This is a genomic window from Herminiimonas sp. CN (assembly GCF_000622895.1).
In the GTDB taxonomy this organism is placed as follows: Bacteria; Pseudomonadota; Gammaproteobacteria; order Burkholderiales; family Burkholderiaceae_D; genus AVCC01.
The window spans coordinates 15,673-39,294 of the sequence record NZ_AVCC01000025.1; the positions used below are offsets into that span (position 1 = coordinate 15,673).

General features: G+C 61.4%; 22 protein-coding genes. 16 read left to right on the forward strand and 6 right to left on the reverse strand.

The genetic code is table 11. From position 1 onward, the window contains the following. Positions 1 to 9 precede the first annotated feature (9 nt). The 6 genes from thiS to HMCN_RS0107625 all read left to right on the forward strand — a co-directional run bounded on the left by thiS (position 10) and on the right by HMCN_RS0107625 (position 6,207). The gene (gene thiS, locus HMCN_RS0107600; protein WP_025916816.1) at positions 10 to 213 is read left to right on the forward strand and encodes a sulfur carrier protein ThiS; all 204 of its coding nucleotides are present in this window, start codon (positions 10 to 12) and stop codon (positions 211 to 213) included. A 58-nt stretch (positions 214 to 271) separates the two neighbouring features. After that, entirely contained in the window at positions 272 to 1,069 is a 798-nt protein-coding gene (locus HMCN_RS0107605; protein WP_025916817.1) for a thiazole synthase, read from the forward strand. 151 nt (positions 1,070 to 1,220) lie between these two features. Then, positions 1,221 to 1,832, forward strand: coding sequence for a thiamine phosphate synthase (thiE, locus tag HMCN_RS0107610; protein ID WP_025916818.1), 612 nt, complete (start codon positions 1,221 to 1,223; stop codon positions 1,830 to 1,832). A 73-nt stretch (positions 1,833 to 1,905) separates the two neighbouring features. Beyond that, positions 1,906 to 3,012 carry an S-(hydroxymethyl)glutathione dehydrogenase/class III alcohol dehydrogenase gene (locus HMCN_RS0107615; RefSeq protein WP_025916819.1) on the forward strand — a complete coding sequence of 369 codons (1,107 nt, stop codon included), beginning with the start codon at positions 1,906 to 1,908 and terminating at the stop codon, positions 3,010 to 3,012. Between the two features lie 7 nt (positions 3,013 to 3,019). Next, positions 3,020 to 3,865, forward strand: coding sequence for an S-formylglutathione hydrolase (fghA, locus tag HMCN_RS0107620; RefSeq protein WP_025916820.1), 846 nt, complete (start codon positions 3,020 to 3,022; stop codon positions 3,863 to 3,865). A 59-nt stretch (positions 3,866 to 3,924) separates the two neighbouring features. Beyond that, positions 3,925 to 6,207: a UvrD-helicase domain-containing protein gene (locus HMCN_RS0107625; RefSeq protein WP_025916821.1), complete on the forward strand. Its 2,283-nt coding sequence runs from the start codon at positions 3,925 to 3,927 to the stop codon at positions 6,205 to 6,207. A gap of 141 nt (positions 6,208 to 6,348) precedes the next feature. Here the strand turns inward: HMCN_RS0107625 and HMCN_RS0107630 are convergent, their stop codons facing one another. From HMCN_RS0107630 to HMCN_RS0107655, 6 genes are all read right to left on the reverse strand, one after another. Beyond that, the gene (locus HMCN_RS0107630) at positions 6,349 to 7,233 is read right to left on the reverse strand and encodes an HlyC/CorC family transporter (protein WP_025916822.1); all 885 of its coding nucleotides are present in this window, start codon (positions 7,231 to 7,233) and stop codon (positions 6,349 to 6,351) included. A gap of 108 nt (positions 7,234 to 7,341) precedes the next feature. After that, on the reverse strand, positions 7,342 to 7,800 hold the full coding sequence (gene ybeY, locus HMCN_RS0107635; protein ID WP_025916823.1) for an rRNA maturation RNase YbeY: 459 nt from the start codon (positions 7,798 to 7,800) through the stop codon (positions 7,342 to 7,344). Beyond that, positions 7,784 to 8,842, reverse strand: a complete 1,059-nt coding sequence (locus tag HMCN_RS0107640; protein ID WP_025916824.1) for a PhoH family protein — start codon at positions 8,840 to 8,842, stop codon at positions 7,784 to 7,786. Before HMCN_RS0107640 ends, ybeY begins: the two co-directional genes overlap by 17 nt. After that, complete coding sequence (gene miaB, locus HMCN_RS0107645) at positions 8,839 to 10,218, reverse strand: tRNA (N6-isopentenyl adenosine(37)-C2)-methylthiotransferase MiaB (protein ID WP_025916825.1); 1,380 nt, start codon at positions 10,216 to 10,218, stop codon at positions 8,839 to 8,841. The genes HMCN_RS0107640 and miaB overlap by 4 nt, the downstream gene beginning before the upstream one ends. Before the next feature lie 26 nt (positions 10,219 to 10,244). Beyond that, complete coding sequence (locus HMCN_RS0107650) at positions 10,245 to 10,571, reverse strand: hypothetical protein (RefSeq protein ID WP_025916826.1); 327 nt, start codon at positions 10,569 to 10,571, stop codon at positions 10,245 to 10,247. A gap of 568 nt (positions 10,572 to 11,139) precedes the next feature. Further along, positions 11,140 to 11,652 (reverse strand): MarR family winged helix-turn-helix transcriptional regulator, encoded by a 513-nt coding sequence (locus HMCN_RS0107655; RefSeq protein WP_025916827.1) that lies wholly within the window; start codon positions 11,650 to 11,652, stop codon positions 11,140 to 11,142. 201 nt (positions 11,653 to 11,853) lie between these two features. Between HMCN_RS0107655 and badH the strand changes: the two genes are divergently transcribed. From badH to pcaF, 10 genes are all read left to right on the forward strand, one after another. Beyond that, positions 11,854 to 12,621 (forward strand): 2-hydroxycyclohexanecarboxyl-CoA dehydrogenase, encoded by a 768-nt coding sequence (gene badH / locus HMCN_RS0107660; RefSeq protein WP_025916828.1) that lies wholly within the window; start codon positions 11,854 to 11,856, stop codon positions 12,619 to 12,621. 42 nt (positions 12,622 to 12,663) lie between these two features. Continuing rightward, positions 12,664 to 13,446 (forward strand): 2-ketocyclohexanecarboxyl-CoA hydrolase, encoded by a 783-nt coding sequence (gene badI, locus HMCN_RS0107665; protein WP_025916829.1) that lies wholly within the window; start codon positions 12,664 to 12,666, stop codon positions 13,444 to 13,446. Positions 13,447 to 13,501: 55 nt separating this feature from the next. Next, complete coding sequence (gene aliB, locus HMCN_RS0107670) at positions 13,502 to 14,653, forward strand: cyclohexanecarboxyl-CoA dehydrogenase (protein ID WP_025916830.1); 1,152 nt, start codon at positions 13,502 to 13,504, stop codon at positions 14,651 to 14,653. 52 nt (positions 14,654 to 14,705) lie between these two features. Beyond that, a complete protein-coding gene (aliA, locus tag HMCN_RS0107675) occupies positions 14,706 to 16,349 on the forward strand; it encodes a cyclohexanecarboxylate-CoA ligase (protein ID WP_025916831.1) in 1,644 nt (547 codons plus the stop codon). A gap of 45 nt (positions 16,350 to 16,394) precedes the next feature. Beyond that, a complete protein-coding gene (locus HMCN_RS0107680) occupies positions 16,395 to 17,171 on the forward strand; it encodes an enoyl-CoA hydratase (RefSeq protein ID WP_025916832.1) in 777 nt (258 codons plus the stop codon). A gap of 31 nt (positions 17,172 to 17,202) precedes the next feature. After that, entirely contained in the window at positions 17,203 to 18,363 is a 1,161-nt protein-coding gene (locus HMCN_RS0107685; RefSeq protein ID WP_025916833.1) for an acyl-CoA dehydrogenase family protein, read from the forward strand. 178 nt (positions 18,364 to 18,541) lie between these two features. Further along, positions 18,542 to 19,291 (forward strand): electron transfer flavoprotein subunit beta/FixA family protein, encoded by a 750-nt coding sequence (locus tag HMCN_RS0107690; protein WP_025916834.1) that lies wholly within the window; start codon positions 18,542 to 18,544, stop codon positions 19,289 to 19,291. A 13-nt stretch (positions 19,292 to 19,304) separates the two neighbouring features. After that, complete coding sequence (locus HMCN_RS0107695) at positions 19,305 to 20,237, forward strand: electron transfer flavoprotein subunit alpha/FixB family protein (protein ID WP_025916835.1); 933 nt, start codon at positions 19,305 to 19,307, stop codon at positions 20,235 to 20,237. Further along, positions 20,234 to 22,300 (forward strand): 3-hydroxyacyl-CoA dehydrogenase NAD-binding domain-containing protein, encoded by a 2,067-nt coding sequence (locus tag HMCN_RS0107700; RefSeq protein WP_051566830.1) that lies wholly within the window; start codon positions 20,234 to 20,236, stop codon positions 22,298 to 22,300. The genes HMCN_RS0107695 and HMCN_RS0107700 overlap by 4 nt, the downstream gene beginning before the upstream one ends. 48 nt (positions 22,301 to 22,348) lie before the next feature. Further along, positions 22,349 to 23,551 carry a 3-oxoadipyl-CoA thiolase gene (gene pcaF / locus HMCN_RS0107705; RefSeq protein ID WP_025916837.1) on the forward strand — a complete coding sequence of 401 codons (1,203 nt, stop codon included), beginning with the start codon at positions 22,349 to 22,351 and terminating at the stop codon, positions 23,549 to 23,551. Positions 23,552 to 23,622 lie beyond the last annotated feature (71 nt).

A 23,622-nucleotide genomic window follows, 5' to 3' on the forward strand; every position in this document is an offset into this window, starting at 1 on the left:
GAGGCTGTGATGATTGAAATCGAACTCAACGGCGTGCCGCATCCGCTGCCGGCCGCGCACAGTCTGGAGGCGCTGATGGCGTCGCTGGATCTGGCCGGCAAGGGCGTCGCGGTGGCCGTCAACCGCGAAGTGGTGCCGCGCCAGCAGTGGCCGCAACGGCAGTTGCAGCCGCAGGACCGGGTCGACATCGTGCGCGCGATCGGCGGCGGCTGATTGCCGATGAAAGGGCGGGTGGGCATGCCCACCCGGCGAATCTTTTGTGGAGAATACAATGCAACACGACAATGCAATCGACGATGGACTGACCATCGCCGGCATCACCTACCGCTCGCGCCTGCTGGTCGGCAGCGGCAAATACGCCGACCTGACGCAAACGCGCGAAGCGACTATCGCCAGCGGCGCCGACATCATCACGGTGGCGATCCGGCGCGTCAACATCGGCCAGGATCCGAATGCGCCCAGCCTGCTGGACGCGGTGCCGCCGTCGCAATTCACGATCCTGCCCAATACCGCCGGCTGCTACAGCGCGAAAGACGCGGTGTATACGCTGCAACTGGCGCGCGAACTGCTGAACGGCCACAAGCTGGTCAAGCTCGAAGTGCTGGGCGACGAGAAAACCCTGTTCCCGAACATGCCGGAAACCCTGAAGGCGGCCGAAACACTGGTTGCGGACGGCTTCGACGTGATGGTGTACTGCAGCGACGACCCGATCCAGGCCAGGATGCTGGAGCAGATCGGCTGCGTCGCGGTGATGCCGCTGGCGTCCCTGATCGGCTCCGGCATGGGCATCCTGAATCCGTGGAACCTGTCGCTGATCATCGAGCAGGCCAAGGTGCCGGTGATCGTCGATGCCGGCGTCGGCACTGCGTCGGACGCGGCGATCGCGATGGAACTCGGTTGCGACGGCGTGCTGATGAACAGCGCGATTGCCGGCGCGCGCGACCCGATCCGCATGGCGCGGGCGATGAAGCTGGCGGTGCAGGCCGGGCGCGACGCGTATCTGGCCGGACGGATTCCGAAACGCTTCGCGGCCTCGCCGTCGTCGCCGCTGGCAGGACGCGTTGCGTGATGTAAATTGCAGGGGTATATCGTTTAATGCGATATCTATCGCACGTATTTAAAGCGATTATTAAAAATACAGTATTGTGTATATTTTTAGCCAGAAAAACGTGGGCGGCGCTGTGAAATGCCGCCGCGCACCTTGATAGCGAAGACAAGCCATGAACGGACTGTATATCGTCACGCCCGACTGGGATGACACCGAGCGCCTGTTGAGCGTCTCCGAGCAAGCGCTGCAGGGCGGCGCGGCACTGCTGCAATACCGCCACAAGACCGCCGGCGCGGCATTGCGCCGTGTCCAGGCGGCCGCCCTGCAGGCGCTGTGCCGCCGCTATGCGCGGCCTTTCATCATCAACGATTATGTCGAGCTGTGCCTGGAACTGGATGCCGACGGCATCCATGTCGGCGGCACCGATGCTTCGGTGGCGGCGGTGCGGGCGGCGGTCGGCCCGGGCAAGATCGTCGGCGCTTCCTGCTACGGCAGCCTGCAGCTGGCGCGCGATGCGCATCTGGCCGGCGCCAGCTATGTCGCCTATGGTGGCTTCTATCCGTCGAAGGTGAAGCAGTACCCGCTCACCACCTCGGTCGACATCCTGGCGCAATCGAGAGCAGAAATCCCGCTGCCCTGTGTAGTGATCGGCGGCATGACGCAGCAGAACTCGGCACCGCTGGTGGCTGCCGGGGCCGACATGGTGGCGGCCATCAGCAGCGTCTATCTGGCCGACGATCCGCAGGCCGCGGCGCAGGCGTTTGCGGATTTGTTCGCGCGCTAGCCGGCTCCTGCCGGTGCCGGCGCAAGCGGCTACAATCAGCGCTGGTTCCGTATCCAATAACAGGGAGAACAGCATGAAAACCAAAGCCGCGATAGCGTGGAAAGCCGGGCAGCCGCTGACGATCGAAGAGGTCGAGCTGGGCGGCCCGCGTGAGGGTGAAGTCCTGGTCGAGATCAAGGCCACCGGGATTTGCCATACCGATTACTACACGCTGTCCGGCGCCGACCCGGAAGGCATCTTCCCGGCGATCCTCGGGCATGAAGGCGCCGGCATCGTGGTCGAGGTCGGCCCCGGCGTCAAGAGCCTGAAAAAAGACGACCACGTGATTCCGCTGTACACGCCGGAATGCCGCGAATGCAAATTCTGCCTGTCGCAAAAAACCAATCTGTGCCAGAAAATCCGCAGCACGCAAGGCCGCGGCCTGATGCCGGACGCGACTTCCCGCTTCTCACTGGACGGCAAGCCGATCTACCATTACATGGGCACGTCGACCTTTTCGAATTACATCGTGGTGCCGGAGATCGCACTGGCCAGGATTCGCGCAGATGCGCCGTTCGACAAGGTCTGCTACATCGGCTGCGGCGTGACCACCGGCGTCGGCGCGGTGCTGTTTACCGCCAAGGTCGAAGCAGGCGCCAACGTGGTGGTGTTTGGCCTGGGCGGCATCGGCCTGAACGTGATCCAAGCGGCGCGCATGGTCGGCGCCAACAAGATCATCGGCGTCGATATCAATCCCAAGCGCGAAGCGATGGCGCGCAAGTTCGGCATCACGCATTTCGTCAATCCGAACCAGGTCGAAAACGTGGTCGATGCCATCGTCGACATTACCGACGGCGGCGCCGATTACAGCTTCGAGTGCATCGGCAATGTCCACACGATGCGTCAGGCGCTGGAGTGCTGCCACAAGGGCTGGGGCCAGGCTATCATCATCGGGGTGGCGCCGGGCGGCGCAGAAATCAGCACCCGGCCGTTCCAGCTGGTCACCGGCCGTGTCTGGAAAGGCTCGGCCTTCGGCGGCGCGCGCGGCCGCACCGATGTGCCGAAGATCGTCGACTGGTACATGGAAGGCAAGCTCAATATCGACGACCTGATCACGCATCGCCTGCCGCTGGAGCGCATCAACGAAGGCTTCGACCTGATGAAGAGCGGCGAGTCGATCCGCTCGGTCGTCATCTACTGAGTCCGCGATGCTGGAGTGCATCAGCGAACACGCGTGCTTCGGCGGTGTGCAGGGGTTTTACCGCCACCCATCGAGCGCAATCGGGCTGCCGATGCGGTTCTCGGTATACCAGCCGCCGCAAGCCAAGGAGGGGCCGGTGCCGGTGCTGTTCTATCTGGCCGGGCTGACCTGCACCGAAGAAACCTTCATGATCAAGGCCGGCGCCCAGCGTTTTGCCGCGCAGCACGGCATCATGCTGGTGGCACCCGACACCAGCCCGCGCGACACCGGCATTGCCGGCGCTGCCGACAGCTGGGATTTCGGCCATGGCGCCGGCTTTTACCTGGATGCGACGCAGGCGCCGTGGAGCGCGCATTTCAGGATGGAAAGCTATCTGGTGCAGGAGTTGCGCGACCTGATCCTGCGCGATTTCCCGGCCAGCCCCGAGCGGATCGGCATCTGCGGCCATTCGATGGGCGGCCACGGCGCGCTGGTGCTGGCGCTGCGTCATCCGGGCCGGTTCCAGTCGGTGTCCGCCTTCGCGCCGATTGCCGCGCCGAGCCGATGCCCGTGGGGGCAGAAGGCCTTTGGCCATTATCTGGGGCCGGATGTTGCCAGCTGGCAGCAGCACGACGCCAGCGCGTTGATGATGACGCGCACCACGCCTTACCCGCAAGGCATCCTGATCGATCAGGGCCTGGGCGACCAGTTTCTGGCCGAGCAGTTGCTGCCGCAGACGTTCGAAGCCGCCTGCGCAGCGGCACAGCAGCCGCTGACGCTGCGCCACCACCCGGGCTACGACCACGGCTATTACTTCATCAGCACCTTCATCGAAGACCATCTGGCGTTTCACAGTAGGAATTTGCGCGCCTGACGTTTGCCTGGCCGGTTGGCTGGATTATTCGTCCGTCCCATCGGGCTTATAATCGCATTATGCAAAAACTTCTTCACAACCTCAATCCCGAACAACTCGCCGCCGTCACGCTGCCGGCGCAATCCGCGCTGATTCTGGCCGGCGCCGGCTCCGGCAAGACCCGCGTGCTGACCACCCGCATCGCCTGGCTGATCCAGAGCGGGCAAGTGTCGCCCAGCAGTCTGTTGGCCGTGACCTTCACCAACAAGGCGTCGAAGGAAATGACCGCGCGCCTCTCCGCGATGCTTCCGATCAACACCCGCGGCATGTGGATCGGCACCTTCCACGGCTTGTGCAACCGGCTGCTGCGCGCGCATTATCGCGACGCCGGCTTGCCGCAGACGTTTCAGATCCTGGATTCTTCCGACCAGCTGTCGGTCATCAAGCGCCTGCTGAAGGCCAACAACATCGATGACGAGAAATATCCGGCGCGCAACCTGATGTACTTCATCAACAGCGCCAAGGATCAGGGCTTGCGTGCCGACAAGGTGGAGGCGCATGACCCGCACGAGCGCAAGATGGTCGAGCTGTACCAGATTTACGACGACCAGTGCCAGCGCGAAGGCGTGGTCGATTTTGCCGAACTGTTGCTGCGCTGCTATGAATTGCTCAGCCGCAACCAGCCGCTGCGCGAGCACTATCAGGCCCGCTTCAAGCACATCCTGGTCGATGAATTCCAGGATACCAACGACTTGCAGTACAAGTGGCTGAAGCTGCTGGCCGGGCCGCACAATGCAGTGTTTGCGGTCGGTGATGATGACCAGAGCATTTACGCATTTCGCGGCGCCAATGTCGGCAACATGGCCGCCTTCGAGCGCGAATTCAAGGTCGAGAATCTGATCAAGCTGGAGCAGAACTACCGCTCGCACGGCCATATCCTCGACAGTGCCAACATGCTGATCGCCAACAACAGCAAGCGCCTGGGCAAGAATCTGCGCACCGACGCCGGCCATGGCGAACCGGTGCGGGTCCAGGAAGTGACGTCCGACCTCGAAGAGGCGCGCTGGATCATCGAGCAAGCCAAGGGTCTGATCAATGAAGGCTGGCTGCGCAGCGAAATCGCGGTGCTGTACCGCTCCAACGCGCAATCGCGGGTGATCGAGCATGCGCTGTTCTCGGCCGGCATCCCGTACAAGGTGTACGGCGGCCAGCGCTTCTTCGAGCGCGCCGAGGTCAAGCACGCGATCGCCTATCTGCAATTGATGGACAATCTGCACAACGATTCCGCCTTCCTGCGGGTGGTCAATTTCCCGACCCGCGGCATCGGCGTGCGCGCGCTGGAGCAATTGCAGGACGCCGCCAGACAGTACGATATTTCCCTGTACGCGGCGGTGCCGTATGTGACCGGCAAGGCCGGAACCGCATTGGGCAACTTCATCAAGCTGATCGAAAGCGCGCGCTTCGAGGCGCAGCACCTGCCGTTGCCGGAGATGGTGCAGCTGGTGCTGAACGCCAGCGGCCTGCTGACCCATTACCAGACCGAAAAAGAGGGCGCCGACCGGATTGAGAATCTGGAGCAGGTGGTCAGTGCCGCGACGCTGTTCGTGGCCGAAGAAGGCTTCGGCCACGACGCGCCGGCCTTCCTCGGTCCGAAGGCGCAGGCGGTGGCGGGCGCTGCGATTATGAATGCCGACGGCATCGAAATCTTCGACGCCGATGCCGCGCTGCCGGCCGTGATGTCGCCGCTGTCGGCCTTCCTGTCGCACGCATCGCTGGAAGCGGGCGACAATCAGGCCCAGGCCGGGCAGGATGCGCTGCAGATGATGACCGTCCATTCGGCCAAGGGACTGGAGTTCGATGCGGTGTTCATCACCGGCCTGGAAGAAGGACTGTTCCCGCACGAGAACAGTGCCAAGGAAGACGGCGGCGTCGAGGAGGAGCGGCGCCTGATGTACGTCGCCATCACGCGCGCCAGAAAGCGCCTGTACATGACTTTTTCGCAGACGCGGATGCTGCACGGCCAGATCCGCTACAACGTGAAATCGCGCTTTTTCGACGAATTGCCGGAAGAGTCGCTGAAATGGCTGTCGCCGCAGGTGAAGGTGCAGCCGCAATGGTCGGCGCAACCGAAGGCGGCCTGGATCGATGCGCCGGATACCGGCGCCAACCGGATTGCGCAAAGCATCAGTAATGGCCATGGCTGGCGTATCGGCGAATCGGTCGCGCACGCCAAGTTCGGCGAGGGCGTGATCGTCAACATCGAAGGCAGCGGCACCAATGCGCGCGCGCAAATCAATTTCGGCCGTCAAGTCGGGATCAAGCTGCTCGATCTGGGGATCGCCAAGCTGGAGAAGGTGGCCTAGGAACCTGCTTCAGTCGATTCCGGCGCCGTAATCGGAATGCGGCCCGGATTGCAGTGTTTCATATACCAGCCCGTGTATTTTTAATGCCGCAGAAAAATAAGTGAGAAATTATGGTTTTTACGCCATACTCCAGATTTTTCCTTAGTCTGCTTCGTCGACGTCAACCGGCGGCAGTTTTTCCACCAGCAGCACATTGACCTGGCGCGCATCGGCGCGCAGCACTTCAAAACGCAGGTTGTCGATATTGAAGACGTCGCCCTTGCGCGGCACCCGGCCGAGGTGATTGGCAACCAGGCCGCCGATGGTGTCGACGTCGTCATTGGCCAGCCGGGTTGTCAGCGTTTGGTTGAATTGTTCGATTTCGGTCAGCGCCTTGACGCGCCAGCGCGGGCCGTAAACACCGTGCTTGATCGGGAGAATATTGTCTTCTTCTTCATCGAAATCGTATTCGTCCTCGATGTCGCCGACGATCTGCTCCAGCACGTCTTCAATCGTAATCAGGCCGGCCACGCCGCCGTATTCGTCGACCACGATCGCCATGTGGTTGCGGTTGGCGCGGAAGTCGCGCAGCAGCACGTTCAGGCGCTTCGATTCCGGGATGAAGACCGCCGGGCGCAGCATGTCGCGCACGTCGAACGATTCTTCCGCGTAATAGCGCAGCAAATCCTTCGCCAGCAAAATGCCGATCACCTTGTCGCGCTCGCCTTCGGTGGCGGGGAAGCGCGAGTGCGCGGTGGTCAGTACATGCGGCATCCATTCCTCGATCGGCTTGCTGATGTCGATCACGTCCATTTGCGAGCGGGGAATCATGATGTCGCGCACCGACAGGTCGGAGACCTGGAACACGCCTTCGATCATCGACAGCGCATCGGCGTCGATCAGGTTGCGATCATGCGCATCGTGCAGCACTTCGAGCAACTCGCTGCGGTTCTCTGGTTCGGGGGAAATCAGGGCGGTCAGGCGTTCAAACAATGACCGGTGGGGTTTGACGTCAGGAATTCTGACGTCGGCAGGATGATCTGGCATAAGAGGCGATTAGCCGTTGTTTCGATCGGCATAGGATACAACAAATGCACCGGCAGACCAAAAATCCCGGTTTTGTATATCTGCTGCTGCCCCCTGCCTTGGCGGGCATCAACGCTCCGCGTAGGGATTCGGCAGCCCCAGCGCGGCCAGGATGTCGGCTTCGATGGCTTCCATCTCCTGCGCTTCTTCTTCGACCTCGTGGTCGTAACCCTGCGCATGCAGCACGCCATGCACGATCAGGTGGGCGGCGTGCGCGAGCACCGATTTGCCCTGCTCGGCGGCTTCCCGCTGCAGCACATCGGTGCACAGGATGATGTCGGCCTGTGTGGTTTCGGCATCCTGGTCTTCGGTGTAGGCGAAGGTCAGCACGTTGGTCGGGTAATCCTTGCCGCGATAGTCGCGGTTCAGGGCCTGGCCTTCTTGCGCATCGACGAAGCGGATCGTCAGTTCGGTCGGGGCGAACAGCGCCGCCTGCACCCAGCGCCGCAGCCGGGGGCGGGTGAGCGTGTCCTGCAGGCGCGGGTCCGGGTATTGCACCGACAGCGAGAGTTTATTTTTTGCGGGCATGGCTAATGGCGGAAGATTTATGCAGCTCGACTTCCAGGCTGCTGGCCGATTCGTAGGCATCGACGATGCGCCCGACCAGCGGGTGGCGCACCACGTCGATGCTGGTGAAATGCGAGAAAGCGATGCCGCGCACGTCTTTCAGCACGCCGAGCGCATCGTTCAGGCCGCTTTTCTGGCCGCGCTGCAAGTCGACTTGCGTGACGTCGCCGGTGACCACCGCCTTGCTGCCGAAGCCGATCCGGGTCAGGAACATCTTCATCTGCTCGGGCGTGGTGTTCTGCGCTTCGTCCAGGATGATGAACGCGTGGTTCAGCGTGCGGCCGCGCATGTAGGCCAGCGGCGCGATTTCGATGGTTTGCTTCTCGAACAGCTTCTGGGTCTTGTCGAAACCCAGCAGATCGTACAGCGCGTCGTACAGCGGGCGCAGGTAGGGATCGACTTTCTGCGCCAGGTCGCCGGGCAGGAAACCGAGGCGCTCGCCGGCTTCGACCGCCGGGCGCGTCAGCACGATGCGCTTGACCGCGTCGCGCTCCAGCGCATCGACCGCGCAGGCCACCGCCAGATACGTCTTGCCGGTGCCGGCCGGGCCGACGCCGAAGGTGATGTCGTGCTCCAGGATCGCGTTCAGATATTGGTTCTGGTGCGGCGTGCGCCCGCGCAGGTCGGCGCGGCGCGTCTTCAGCACCGGACTTTCGATGGCGTCGGGCAGGATTTCCGCCATTGCCGAGGTGAGCGCATCGCTGGCGGGATTGATCTCTTTTGCGGCCAGTTTTGCCCGTTGCTCGACTAGCGCCAGCTGCACTTCATCAACTGAAATCGGTTTGCTGGCAGCGGCATAAAAACGTTCCAGGATTGCGACAGCCCGTTCGCCGTTGGCGCCGCCGACCACGAAGCGGTCGCCGCGGCGGAAAATCGTCACGTCCAGCGCAGCCGAAATTTGCCGCAGGTTTTCATCGAGCGGGCCGCACAGATGCGCCAGCCGCGCATTGTCGAGCGGCTCCGGCAGGAAGTGTTGCGGCTGGGAAGGGGATTTGGTTTTCAAATGGCGCTTTGCTGGATAAGTGAAGGTTGAGCTGCAACCAGTTCGCCTCGCAGCGAATAGGTATAGCTGTGCGTGATTTCGATATCGACCTGCCGGCCGATCAGGCGCGCGCCATCCGGTCCGCCGTCGAAATTGACAACGCGGTTGTTCTCCGAGCGGCCCTGCATTTCCTGCGGGCTCTTGGCTGACGGCCCTTCGACCAGAATGCGCTGGACGGTACCGATCATCTGTTGGCTGTAGCGCTTGGTGTTGTCGCTGATGACGGCCTGCAAGCGTTGCAAGCGCGCCAGCTTGACCTCATGCGGGGTGTCGTCCTGTAGGTTGGCGGCCGGGGTGCCGGGGCGGGCGCTGAAAATGAAGCTGTAACTGTTGTCGAAGCCGATGTCGTCGATCAGCTGCATCACGGCCTCGAAATCGGCCTCGGTCTCGCCCGGGAAGCCGACGATGAAGTCGCTCGAGATCGCGATATTCGGCCGTACCGCGCGCAGACGCCGCACCACCGACTTGTATTCCAGCGCGGTGTAGCCGCGCTTCATGGCCGCCAGGATCCGGTCCGAGCCGTGCTGGGCCGGCAGGTACAGGTGATCAACCAGTTTCGGCACCTTGGCGTAGGTGTCGATCAGGCGCTGGGTGAATTCCTTCGGGTGGCTGGTGACGAAGCGGATGCGCTCGATGCCGGGAATTTCCGCGATGTATTCGATCAGCAGCGCGAAATCGGCCACCTCGCCGTCGGCCGCGTCCAGGCTCATCTTGCCGCGATAGGCATTGACGTTCTGCCCCAGCAGCGTGATTTCCTTGACGCCCTGTTCGGTCAGGCCGGCGATTTCAGTCAGCACGTCGTCGAAGCGGCGCGACACTTCCTCGCCGCGGGTGTAAGGCACCACGCAGTAGCTGCAATACTTGCTGCAGCCTTCCATGATCGATACGAACGCGGTCGCGCCATCCACCTTGGCCGGCGGCAAATGGTCGAATTTTTCGATTTCGGGAAAGCTGATGTCGACTTGCGCAGTACCGCTGACGCGGCGCTGATGGATCAGGTCCGGCAGCCGATGCAGGGTTTGCGGACCGAACACCACATCCACATACGGCGCGCGCTGGATGATGGCCGCCCCTTCCTGGGACGCCACGCAGCCGCCGACGCCGATCACCAGATCGGGCCGGGCCAGTTTCAATTCGCGGATGCGGCCGAGGTCGGAAAACACCTTTTCCTGCGCCTTCTCGCGCACCGAGCAAGTGTTGAGCAGGATTACGTCGGCGTCTTCGATGGCGTCGGTCTTGATGATGCCGTCGGAGGCGTTGAGCACGTCGGCCATCTTGTCCGAGTCGTACTCGTTCATCTGGCAGCCGAAGGTCTTGATGAATACTTTTTTTTGCATGGAATGGCTTTGTGCGGATAGAATTTCTAGCGGTTCTGTTCTGGTAACGGCTTGGCGGCTTCTTGCGGGTTCAGCATCCAGATTCGGTGGATCTGCCCCTGATTGTTCTCGATAAAATTGACGGTAATTTTGCTGCCGCGCAAAGCGGCAGGCATTTCGATCGTATTTTCGGTGTTGAATATCTGCGCACCCGCCGACAATTCGCGCTGCTTGCCATCGATGATGATGGCCGGATAAGTCGCAGGCGTCATTGTCCCGCGTTTGGCATTGGCTGGAAAGGGGCGCTCATAGGCTGCGGCGGAATATGTCAACGTTGCCAATAAAAATGCCGATAGAAAATATTTTGCCTGCATGGAAGCATTCCGTTTCATTGCTAATTGTTTATTTGAAATCCAGCCCTATGCCATAAGAAGTTGCAAGGGCGAATAGCCTATCACATCGGCATGATGGATTCATTCCACGCTCGCCCATCCTGATGAACTGCGGATTGACTTATGCCGCAAAAATCAGATTTCAATAAAATCAATAACTGACAGTGGATTTTTTCGAATATCGGAATAAATCTGCGCTTCTCTAAAGCGCTTTGTTGACGTGCATTACTCCCGCTGCTAATGCGAGTAGGAATTGCAGCGTCTGAAGAGGCTGTAGCAAGGCATCGGGCGGATGATGGCGACGCATCCTGATGTCAGGTTCCTGGCGTCGAGCCAAAACCTTGTCTTTTGTCGTCAAATCAGCCTCGGCATGCTGGTGTGCGCTCCTGTGCCCATGCCAAAGCGCAATGGCACCGAAGGCTGTGCTTTACCGCAGCACATGAATTGCTGTCGTATGCCAAATTGTGTGCGACGAAGTTCCGTTTGGTCAGACTGCAGCGCGCCTTGGCTGTCCTGATCGCGGCGGTATCCAGATGCTACTACGTAATCCTCATGCGGCATCCTCTCCATCGCCTGCAGATCCTTCAGCATCCAGTCGCTTCATATTGTCCAGCATCTTGAGCAGGTAATGGAGGGTGTGGGTCATATCGCTGACCGAGAAATCCGTGAGCGCCTGCTCGTAGTAGTCATTAATTTTCGGTATCGCTTTATTGTTCCAGACTTCATGGCCTGACTTTGTCATGGTGATCAGGCGGGAGCGCCGGTCGCGCCCATCCTGGTCGATGCTGAGGTGGCCGTCGCGCTCCATCCGGCTGATCAATCCCGACAGATTCTGCCGGCTTACCAACAGGTAGCGGGCCAGATCCCCTACGCTCATTCCATCTTCTGCTTCCGGGCGCGACAGAGCGCCCAGAACCGCCCACTGCTGTGTGGTGAGACCCAGATCCTCGACTGCTCTTGTGCCTGTTTTATGCAACATATTTGCGCATTGATACAGGCGGAAGAACAATCTGTTAGCCAATTCCATTCGCGCGGCAGTGACTGATTCGTTGGGATTTTTCATGAATTTTCCGGTAAGTTCACTATATTGAAAATAATACCTATGTGCAATATATGTCAATGTATTTGCGTATATTTATTTAATTTAGAGCTTGCACAAACGCTGATCGTAAAATAATATATGTAAATGTATTGACGTATATGCGATTTGACTACAACGCAGTGCGTAAGGATACCAACCCTGATAACTCTGGTGGAGAAAAGTATGCAACGATTTGACGGAAAGACAGTAATCGTGACGGGCGGTGGCGGCGGCATCGGCGGCGCAACCAGCCGTCGCTTTGCAGCTGAGGGCGCCAAGGTTGCCGTGTTCGACATGAACGTCGAAGCCGCTCAGCGCGTGGTCGACGAAATCAAGGCCGCAGGCGGCCAGGCGCAAGCCTTCAAGTGCAACATCACCGACCGCGCCGAAGTCGATGCGGCCGTGGCTGCCGCCGAAGCCGCCCTGGGCCCCATCGCCGTGCTGGTCAATAACGCTGGCTGGGACGTGTTCAAGCCCTTCGTCAAGACCGTGCCTGCCGAGTGGGACAAGCTGATCGCCATCAACCTGACCGGCGCGCTGCACATGCACCACGCTGTGCTGCCAGGCATGGCCGAACGCAAGTACGGTCACATCGTGAACGTGGCCTCAGACGCGGCACGTGGCGGCTCATCCGGCGAGGCTGTGTACGCCGCTTGCAAGGGCGGCCTGGTCGCTTTGTCCAAGACCCTGGCACGTGAACACGCTCGCCAAGGCATTACCGTAAACGTCGTGTGCCCCGGCCCGACCGACACCGCCCTGCTGGCTGGTGTGGCTGAAGGTGCCCGTGATCCGGCCAAGTTGATCGAAGCCTTCAAGAGCGCCATTCCCTTGGGGCGCCTGGGTCAACCTGACGACCTGGCCAGCGCCATCGTCTTCTTCGGCAGCGACGACGCTTCGTTCATTACCGGTCAGGTGATCAGCGTCTCCGGCGGCCTGACCATGCACGGTTAAGCCGTTCTGTCACTTTCACAACCCTATTTAAGAGAGAACACCATGGAATTCGAAGACATCCTCTACGAAGTGCGCAACACCGTTGCCTGGATCACGATCAACCGCCCTGACAAGATGAACTCGTTCCGCGGCCAGACCTGCGACGAAATCATCAAAGCCCTGAACAAGGCCGGCTACGACCGCAACGTCGGTGCCATCGTGCTGGCCGGCGCCGGCGACCGCGCTTTCTGCACCGGCGGCGACCAGTCCGCCCACAACGGCAACTACGACGGCCGCGGCACCATCGGTCTGCCGATGGAAGAGCTGCACACCGCCATCCGTGACGTACCCAAGCCCGTGATTGCCCGTGTGCAAGGCTTCGCCATCGGCGGCGGCAACGTGCTGTGCACCATCTGTGATCTGACCATTGCGTCCGAGAAAGCCATCTTCGGCCAAGTCGGCCCCAAGATGGGCTCGGTAGATCCTGGCTACGGTACCGCTTTCCTGGCCCGCGTGGTCGGCGAGAAGAAGGCCCGCGAAATCTGGTACCTGAACCGTCGCTACTCCGGCGCCGAAGCCGTGGCCATGGGCTTGGCCAACGCCGTCGTGCCACACGACCAGCTGGATGCTGAAGTGCAGAAGTGGGGCGAGGAAATTGGTGAGCGCAGTCCCACGGCCATTGCGATTGCTAAGCGCAGCTTCAATGCCGACACCGCCCACCAGAGCGGCATCGCGGGTCTGGGCATGTACGCACTCAAGCTGTACTACGACACCGAAGAGTCGCGCGAAGGCGTTAATGCGCTCAAGGACAAGCGTAAGCCCGACTTCCGCAAGTACGCGAAATAAGGCCAACCGCCGAAGCACCCCAGCCCTTGCTTTTTGAATCCAAACAGGAGACATGATGAATCCCTACATTGACGACGACCTCGCGACGCTGGCTGAACACGCCCGTCGTTTTGCTACCGGGCGCGTGGCGCCAGGCTTTCTGGAGCGCGATAAAACCCGCGTTCTGGATCGCGCACTGATGCGCGAAATGGGCGAGATGGGCTTCATCGCGCCTGAATTGCCGGAGCAGTATGGCGGCCAAGGGCTGGGCTGCTTGGCAGCGGGTGTGATTCACGAAGAAATCGCCCGCGCCGACCTCAGCATTTCGTATATCAACCTGCTGGCTTCGCTCAACGGGCAGATTCTTGCGCAACACGGTAAAGCTGAGGTTGTCAAACCTTGGCTGGACAAGCTCACTCAGGGGCAGGCGCTGCTGGCGATTGCCCTGACCGAACCGCGCGGCGGTTCCGATGCGGCCAATCTGCGCCTGAAGATGGAGCGGGTCGGGGACCACTACGTGCTCAACGGCGAAAAAACCTCGATTTCAGCTGCCGACCAGGCCGATGCTGCGGTGGTGTTCGCCCGCACCGGTTCGGTCGAGTCTGGCGCGCACGGCGTGTCTGCAGTGCTGGTGCCGATGGATTTGCCAGGCATCACCCGCAACCGATTCGATTGCCACGGTCAACGCGCGATCGGGCGCGGCTCGCTGTTTTTTGAGAACGTGAAGGTGCCCGTCGATCACCTGCTGGGACAGGAGGGCAAGGGTTTCGTGCAGGTCATGCAGGGCTTTGATTTTTCCCGTGCCTTGATCGGCCTTCAGGTGCTGGCGGTGGCCCGTGTCGCACTGGAAGAGACCTGGGAATATGTAGCCCAGCGGCAGGCATTTGGCCAGCCCCTGTCTGCATTCCAGGGCGTGTCGCACCCGCTGGCAGATTTCGACACGCAGGTGGTCGCGGCCCGGCTGCTGTGCCTACAGACACTTTGGCTCAAGGACAAGGGCGCGCCGCACACCGCCGAAGCCGCGATGTGCAAATGGTGGGGCCCCAAGCTGGCCTATGATGTTGTGCATCAGTGCCTGCTGATGTTCGGCCACGGCGGTTACGACCACGGCCTGATGGAGCAGCGGCTACGCGACGTGCTGGGCTTCCAGATCGGCGATGGCACGGCCCAAATCATGAAGACCATTATTGCCCGTACCCGCGCCGGGCGTGCAGCCGTTCCGGCGTAACCCTGCTTTCGCCTTGGCGGTAAGGCAAACAACAACCTAAAGGAGACAAATCATGGAATTCGATGCTGTTTTGATTCCGCCGCGTCGTGCGGCGAGCATTGCGCAAGGACTCTGGCATGACAGGACGATCAACGATTATCTGGACGCCTGTGTGGAGAGCATTCCTGATAAAGTCGCGCTGACAGCGGTACAGGTCGACGGTGGCGTGGTTACGAGCTTCACTTACCGCGAATTGGCTACCATGGCCGACCGCATCGCCGTCGGTCTGTCACGCTTGGGTGTGGGCCGCAACGACGTGGTGTCCTGCCAGTTGCCCAACTGGTGGCAGTTCACGCTGACGTATCTGGCCTGCTCGCGCATCGGCGCGGTAATGAACCCGCTGATGCACATTTTCCGTGAGCACGAGCTGTCGTTCATGCTCAAGCATGGGGCTGCCAAGGTCATGATTGCGCCCAAGGTATTTCGTGGGTTCGACTACGAGCAGATGGTGACGGCCTTGCAGCCTACCCTGCCGGATCTCCAGCATGTGGTGATCGTGGGCGGCAGTGGCGCCAACAGCTTCGAGGCGCTGCTCAGCGACCCGAAATGGGAGCAGGAGCCTGATGCCCGGGACATCCTGAGCCGCCACCGCCCAAGCCCGGACGACATCACGCAAATGATGTACACCTCGGGCACCACCGGTGAGCCGAAGGGCGTGATGCACACCGCCAACACCACCATGGGCAACATCATCCCTTATGCAGCGCGACTGCACCTGGGCTCCGATGACGTGATATTGATGGCGTCGCCGATGTCGCACCAGACCGGTTTCATGTACGGGCTGATGATGCCCATCATGCTCAAGGCCAGCGCCGTGCTGCAGGACATCTGGGAGCCCAAGACGGCAATCAAGCTGATCCGTGAGCATGGCGTCACCTTCACCATGGCTTCGACGCCGTTCCTGACTGACTTGGCCAGGACGGTGACGGAATCCGGTAGTGCGGTTCCGACGCTGCGCACCTTCCTCTGTGCCGGAGCACCGATTCCAGGGCCGTTGGTCGAGCAGGCACGCCAGGCGATGGGAACCAAAATCATCTCGGCCTGGGGCATGACCGAAAATGGGGCGGTCACGCTGACCAAGCTCGACGACGCTGATGAGCGCTCGGTCAACAGCGACGGTTGTCCGCTGCCTGGGGTGGAGGTGAAGGTGGTCGATTTCGATGGTGCTGCGCTCCCGTCTGGCGTCCCGGGTAAGTTGCTGCTGCGCTCCTGCTCGAACTTTGGTGGCTACCTGCATCGTTCGCAGTTCAATGCCACCGATGCAGAGGGCTGGTTCGACACCGGCGACCTGGCGAGCATTGACGCGCAGGGTTATATCCGCATCACTGGGCGCAGCAAGGATGTGATCATCCGCGGCGGCGAGAACATTCCGGTGGTTGAGATCGAAACAATGCTGTACCGGCATCCCGCCATTAATACGGTAGTCATCGTCGCCTATCCCGACGAGCGGCTGGGTGAGCGGGCCTGCGCCATCGTTGTTCCAAAACCGGGCCAAAGCGTCGACCTGCCTTCGATTGTGGATTTCCTGAAAGCGCAGAAGGTCGCCGTGCAATACATCCCGGAGCGGCTGATCGTTCGTGAAATGATGCCCGCCACACCGACCGGGAAAATCCAGAAATTTAAGCTGCGCCAAATGCTGATTGACGGTGCAATCTGAAGCCCCATGTCACATCCCACTAAACCAGCCTCGAAGACAACAATTATGGAAGACACTCTTGTTCTGGTAGAAACCATCGGCCGGGTCGGCATGATTACGCTGAACCGGCCGCAGCAGATGAACGCCCTCAACGACGCGTTGATGGATGCACTAGGGCGCGCGTTGCTGGCGTTTGATGCAGACCAGGCCATCGGCGCCATCATCATCACCGGCAACGCCAGGGCTTTTGCCGCCGGGGCCGATATCGCGGCGATGGCGGACTGGGACTATATGGATGTCTACCAAAGCGACTTCATCACCCGCAACTGGGAAACCATTCGCCGGGTGCGCAAGCCGGTGATCGCTGCTGTGGCCGGTTTTGCCATGGGTGGCGGCTGCGAACTGGCGCTGGCCTGCGACATCGTGATTGCCGCCGACAGCGCAAAATTTGCGCTGCCCGAGATCAAGCTGGCTCTGCTGCCCGGTGCCGGCGGTACGCAGCGGCTGCCGTGCGCGATTGGCAAGGCCAAGGCCATGGATATGTGCCTCTCCGCGCGGACCCTGGATGCTGCCGAGGCCGATCGTTATGGCCTGGTTTCGCGCGTGGTGCCGGCGGACGCCTTGCACAGCGAGAGCATCGCTCTCGCCACGGCGATCGCGAGCTACTCGTTACCCGCACTGATGGCGATCAAGGAGTCGGTTAACCGCGCCTACGAGTCGTCGCTGTCCGAAGGCATCGGATTCGAACGGCGCCAACTGCATGCGCGTTTCGCCAGCGCTGATGCACACGAAGGCATGGTGGCCTTTCTCAACAAACGCAAGCCGGTATTCAAACACCGCTGACGACCAACCCCTTACGAATGGATCATCCATCATGTCACTAGATACCGAATCCTTTGAGCTCTTGCTTGCCACCGTCCAGCGCTTCATTCACGAGCGTCTGGTGCCGGCCGAAAACACCGTGGAGGAACTCGACGAGGTGCCTGCCGACATCGTCGAGGATATGAAGGAGATGGGCCTGTTCGGCCTGTCGATCCCCGAGGAATACGGCGGCATTGGCCTGTCGATGAGCCAGGAGTGCCAGGTGGCCTTCGAGTTGGGCCAGACCGCGCTGGCATTTCGTTCGGTGTTCGGCACCAACGTCGGCATCGGCTCGCAGGGCATTCTGATGGATGGCACCGAAGAGCAGAAGCGCGAGTTTTTGCCGCGTGTGGCCAGCGGCGAACTGATCATGTCGTTTGCGCTCACTGAGCCGGATGCCGGATCCGATGCGGCCGCGCTGAAGACCAGGGCAGAGCTGGATGGCGACTGCTATGTGCTCAACGGCGTCAAACGCTTCATCACGAACGCGCCGCGCGCCGGCGCCTTCACGCTGATGGCGCGTACCGGTGGCGAAGGTGCCGGTGGCATCTCGTCGTTCATCGTGCCGTCCAATCTGCCTGGCATCAGCCTTGGCAAGCCTGACAAGAAGATGGGCCAGCGCGGCACCAAAACCTGCGACGTCATTCTGGAGAACGTACGGGTGCCGGCCGCAAACATCATTGGCGGCGTGCCCGGCAAAGGCTTCAAGACTGCGATGAAAGTGCTCGACCGCGGACGATTGCACGTGTCGGCGCTGTCCTGTGGCGTGGCGCAGCGGGTGCTGAACGAATCGGTCGCCTACGCCCGGGAACGCAAGCAATTCGGTCAGCGCATCGGCGACTTCCAGCTGGTGCAGGCGATGCTGGCCGACAGCCAGGCAGAGCTATACGCCGGTTGGTCTATGGTGCAGGACTGCGCCCGGCGCTATGACGCCAAGCCGGCCGGGAAAAGCGATCCGGATGTCAGTATGCGCGCCTCGTGCGCCAAGATGTTCTGCACCGAAATGGTTGGCCGCGTGGCTGACCGCGGCGTTCAAGTGCACGGCGGCGCAGGTTACATCAACGAATACAAGGTCGAGCGCTTCTACCGCGACGTGCGGCTGTTGCGCTTGTACGAGGGCACCACGCAGATCCAGCAACTGATCATCGGCCGCGAGCTGATGCGGCGTGACTGAGCTTGCCCTTTTTTCATTATTGAATGACCACCATGACATCGAGTTCCAAACATGTCTCCTTCTAGCGGCGCGACCCGCTGTTGATCGATCGCCAGCCTCGGAGGCAACGACGTTGTGGAAATCGGCGAAGCATGATGCTTCGCCGATTCGAGTATAGTTTTCCAGTCAAGGAGAAAAAATGAAAATATTAGTCGCTGTCAAACGCGTGGTTGACTACAACGTCAAAGTCCGGGTCAAGTCAGACGGCACCGGTGTCGACATCGCCAACGTCAAGATGAGCATGAATCCGTTTGACGAGATCGCCCTCGAAGAGGCGGTGCGCCTGAAGGAGCAGGGCGTGGCGAGCGAAGTCATTGCCGTTTCCTGTGGCGTAACGCAATGCCAGGAAGTCCTGCGCGCTGCCATGGCCATTGGCGCCGACCGCGGCATCCTGGTCGAAACCAGCGCAGAACTGCAGCCCCTGGCTGTGGCCAAGCTGCTCAAGGCGCTGCTGGACAAGGAGCAGCCTGGCCTCGTGATTCTGGGCAAGCAGGCCATCGATGACGACTGCAATCAGACCGGCCAGATGCTTGCCGCGCTGGCTGACTTGCCCCAGGCGACCTTTGCTTCCAAGGTCGAGGTTGCTGGCGGCAAGGTCAACGTCACCAGGGAAATCGATGGCGGTCTCGAAACCCTTTCGCTCGCCCTGCCGGCGGTCATTACTACCGATTTGCGCCTCAATGAGCCGCGCTACGTGACGCTCCCGAACATCATGAAGGCCAAGAAAAAGCCGCTGGAAACCATCAAGCCGGAAGACTTGGGTGTCGACGTGGCTCCGCGCATCAAGACCATCAAAGTCTCCGAGCCGCCCAAACGCAGCGCCGGTATCATGGTGCCCGATGTGGCTGCTCTGGTGAGCAAGCTCAGAAACGAAGCCAAAGTAATCTAAGGAGTTGAACCAAATGACTGCACTAGTTATCGCCGAACACGACCACAACTCCATCAAGGGCGCAACCCTTAACACCATCAATGCCGCCGCCGCATGCGGTGGGGAAGTTCACGTTCTGGTGGCCGGCCATGCTTGCGGCGCGGCTGTCCAGGCAGCAGCCCGGATTGCCGGTGTGACCAAAGTGATCCACGTCGATAGCGAAGCCTTCATGCACGGCCTCGCTGAAAACGTCGCCGCCCAAGTGCTGGCAATCGCCGGCAGCTACAGCCACATTCTCTTTCCCGCCACCGCCAGCGGCAAGAACATTGCTCCGCGCGTGGCGGCCAAACTGGACGTGGCCCAGATCAGCGAGATATCGAAGGTCGAGAGCGCCGACACCTTCGAGCGCGCGATCTACGCCGGCAACGCCATCGCCACTGTGCAAAGCAATGACGCCACCAAGGTGATCACGGTCCGCAGCACGGGGTTTGACGCGGCTGCAGCCTCCGGCGGTTGTGCCGTTGTGGAAACTCTCACTGCAACGGCTGACAGCGGAAAGTCGCGCTTTGTGGATCGTCAGGTTGCCGAGAATGACCGTCCGGAACTGACGGCGGCCAAGATCATCGTCTCCGGCGGGCGCGGCCTGGGCAGTGCGGAGAATTTCAATGTGGTGATGACGCCGCTGGCCGACAAGCTGGGCGCTGCCATCGGCGCCAGCCGCGCGGCGGTGGACGCGGGTTACGCCCAGAACGACCTGCAGGTGGGGCAGACGGGCAAAATCGTGGCACCGCAGCTGTACATTGCGGCGGGCATCTCGGGGGCCATTCAGCACTTGGCAGGGATGAAGGATTCGAAGGTGATCGTGGCGATCAACAAGGATCCGGAGGCGCCCATCTTCAGCGTGGCCGACTATGGCCTGGTGGCGGATTTGTTTGCCGCCGTGCCGGAACTGGTGGGTGCACTATGAGCGCGGGTGAGGCTGTGTTGACGCCGGTAGTCCATACCGAGCGTGACGGCGATGTCCTGGTTGTCATCATCAATAATCCGCCGGTCAACGCCGGCTCGCTTGAAGTCCGGCGCGGCTTGCTGGCGGCGATCGACACGCTGCAGGCAACGCCCGACCTTCTTGCAGGAGTGCTGATCGGCTCGGGGAGCACCTTCATTGCCGGTTCGGATTTGCGCGAATTCGGCAAACCGCTGGAGGCGCCGGAGTTGCCGAGCATTATCGAGGCCATCGAGGCCTGCACCAAGCCGGTGGTGGCCGCGCTGCACGGCGCCGCGCTGGGCGGTGGGCTCGAGCTGGCGCTGGGTTGCGACGCGCGTGTCGCGACGGTCAAGACCGTGGTCGGCCTGCCCGAAGTGACATTGGGCATCATCCCGGGCGCCGGAGGCACCCAGCGCGTGCCGCGCCGTGTTGGCGTGGCGCGTGCGATACAGATGATCTGTAGCGGCGAGCGCATCCCTAGCGGCAAGGCGCTGGAGTTGCGCCTGATCGACGAAGTGGTTAGTACCGACTTGCGGGCTGCTGCCATCGCGCATGCCCGATCTCTGGCTGGACGCAAGTGCCGCATCCGCGATGAGGCGGTACTTCCGGACGATCCGGCAGTGATTGAATCTGCCGTGCAATCCGCTTTGCGCGCCGGCAAGCGCCGTCCTGCGGTCATGGCTGCGATTGAGGTGATCCAGGCTTCAGCCCGATTGCCCATCGACGATGCGCTGGCCAGCGAACGTGCGGCGTTTCAGCGGCTTCGGCTGTCCCGCGAAGCCTTCGCCCTGCGCCACCAATTTTTCGCCGAGCGCGAAGCGATGAAGCTGCCGCAGGCGTTTCAAGCAACACCCCGGCCTGTACAGACGGTCGCCATCATCGGTGCCGGCACCATGGGCTCCGGCATTGCCATCAGTGCCCTCGACGCCGGCATGGACGTGCTGCTGGTGGAGCAGGACGAAGCCGCGTTGCAGCGCGGCAGCGAGCGCATCCACGAGTACTACAACAACCGCGTGGCCAGCGGCAAACTCAAGGTAGACCAGGCTGCGGCCAACGAATCCCGCCTTACGCCGACTACCGACTGGGAACAGTTACGCCGCGCCGACCTGATCATCGAAGCCGTGTTTGAAGAGATGGCGGTCAAGCATGTAGTCTTTGCCAAGATCGACGCCCATGCGCGTGCGGGTGCCGTGCTGGCCACGAATACCTCTTACCTGGATGTGGACGCCATCGCCCGGGCCATATCCCGCCCCCAGGATGTGCTGGGTCTGCACTTCTTCAGCCCGGCCAATGTGATGAAACTGCTGGAAGTGGTGCGTGGCGAGCAGACGGCGCCGGATGTGCTGGCTACCGGCATGGCTCTGGCTAAACGCCTGGGCAAGCAGCCGGTGGTAACGGGCAACGCCTTCGGCTTCATTGGTAACCGCATCTACAATGCTTACCGAAAGCAGTGCGAGTTCATGCTCGAAGACGGCGCCTGGCCCGAACAAGTCGACGCTGCGTTGCAGGCATTCGGCTTTGCCATGGGACCGTTTGCCGTGGCCGACCTGTCCGGCCTGGACATTGCCTGGCGCATGCGCCGGGCCCAGGCAGCTACGCGCAACCCGCAAGAACGCTACGTCGCGATTCTAGACCACCTGTGCGAACAGGGGCGGCTGGGCCAGAAGAGCGGCGCCGGCTACTACACCTATCCCGATGGCAAGCGATCCGCAACCACCGACCAGACGGTGCGCGGCATCATCGAGCAGGCCTCCGTCCAACGCGGCATCGAACGTCGTTTGCTGAGTGATGAAGAGATACAGCGCCGCGCGCTGTTGGCCATGGTCAATGAGGCTGCGTTGCTGCTGGCAGAAGGGGTGGCCGGCCGTGCTACCGACATCGACGTTGTGATGGTGCAGGGCTACGGTTTTCCGCGCTGGGAAGGCGGTCCGGTGTTCTGGGCCCGTCAGCAGGGCGCGGCCGCGCTGCAGGCCGGCATGGATGAACTGGCCAGATGCAGCGGCGGCAGCTTCGTGCGCGCAAACCTGGCCGTACTGCTGGACTGAGCGCGCAGCACACAGAAATATCCCTGTCAAATTCCAAGGAATCACACCATGAATCAAGCCTACATCTGCGACGCCATTCGCACGCCCTTCGGCCGCTACGGCGGCGCACTCTCGAGTGTCCGCACCGACGACCTGGGCGCGATTCCGCTCAAGGCCCTGATGGAACGCAATCCCAACGTCGACTGGCTGGCCGTGACTGACGTAATCTATGGCTGCGCCAACCAGGCCGGCGAAGATAATCGCAATGTCGCCCGCATGATCAGCCTGCTGGCCGGATTGCCATTCGAGGTGCCGGGCGTCACGCTCAACCGCCTGTGCGGCTCAAGTCTGGATGCGGTCGGCACAGCCGCGCGTGCGATCAAGAGCGGCGAGGCGCAACTGATGATTGCCGGCGGCGTGGAAAGCATGAGTCGTGCACCGTTCGTCATGCCCAAGGCCGAGACCGCTTTTAGTCGCGCCAACGCCATCTATGACACCACTATCGGCTGGCGCTTCATCAACAAGCTGATGCAGCACCAGTTCGGTGTTGACTCGATGCCTGAAACGGCCGAGAACGTCGCCACCGAATACAAGATCGAGCGCGAGGCGCAGGATCGCATGGCCCTGGCCAGTCAGCTCAATGCTGTTGCCGCGCAACAGGCCGGCCATTTTGCGCGCGAGATCGTGCCCGTGATCATCCCGCAGAAAAAAGGCGACCCCATCGTCGTCAGCCAGGACGAGCACCCGCGCGCGACCAGCCTGGAGACGCTCGCCAAACTCAAGGGCGTGGTGCGGCCCGATGGCACGGTGACTGCCGGCAACGCCAGCGGCGTGAATGACGGCGCCTGCGCGTTGCTGCTGGCCAACGAGCACGCGGCCAGCAGCAATGGTCTGGTACCCAAGGCCCGGGTGGTTGGCATGGCCACTGCGGGCGTGTCGCCGCGCATCATGGGCATCGGCCCGGCGCCGGCCACGCAAAAGGTGCTGGCCCTCACTGGCCTCACGCTCGAACAGATCGACGTGATTGAACTCAACGAAGCATTTGCTGCCCAGGGACTGGCGGTGCTGCGCCTGTTGGGACTGCGGGACGACGACCCGCGCGTCAACGCCTGGGGCGGTGCGATTGCGTTGGGCCATCCGCTGGGCGCCAGCGGCGCGCGCCTGGCCACCACCGCCGTGAACCGGCTGCACGCGACCGGCGGGCGTTACGCTCTATGCACCATGTGCATCGGCGTCGGGCAGGGCATTGCATTGGTGCTGGAGCGGGTGTGAACCTGGTATCGCAGCCTGCATCACAGCCTTTTTTGCGCTGGACTTGCGCGATGACAATACATACGGAAATG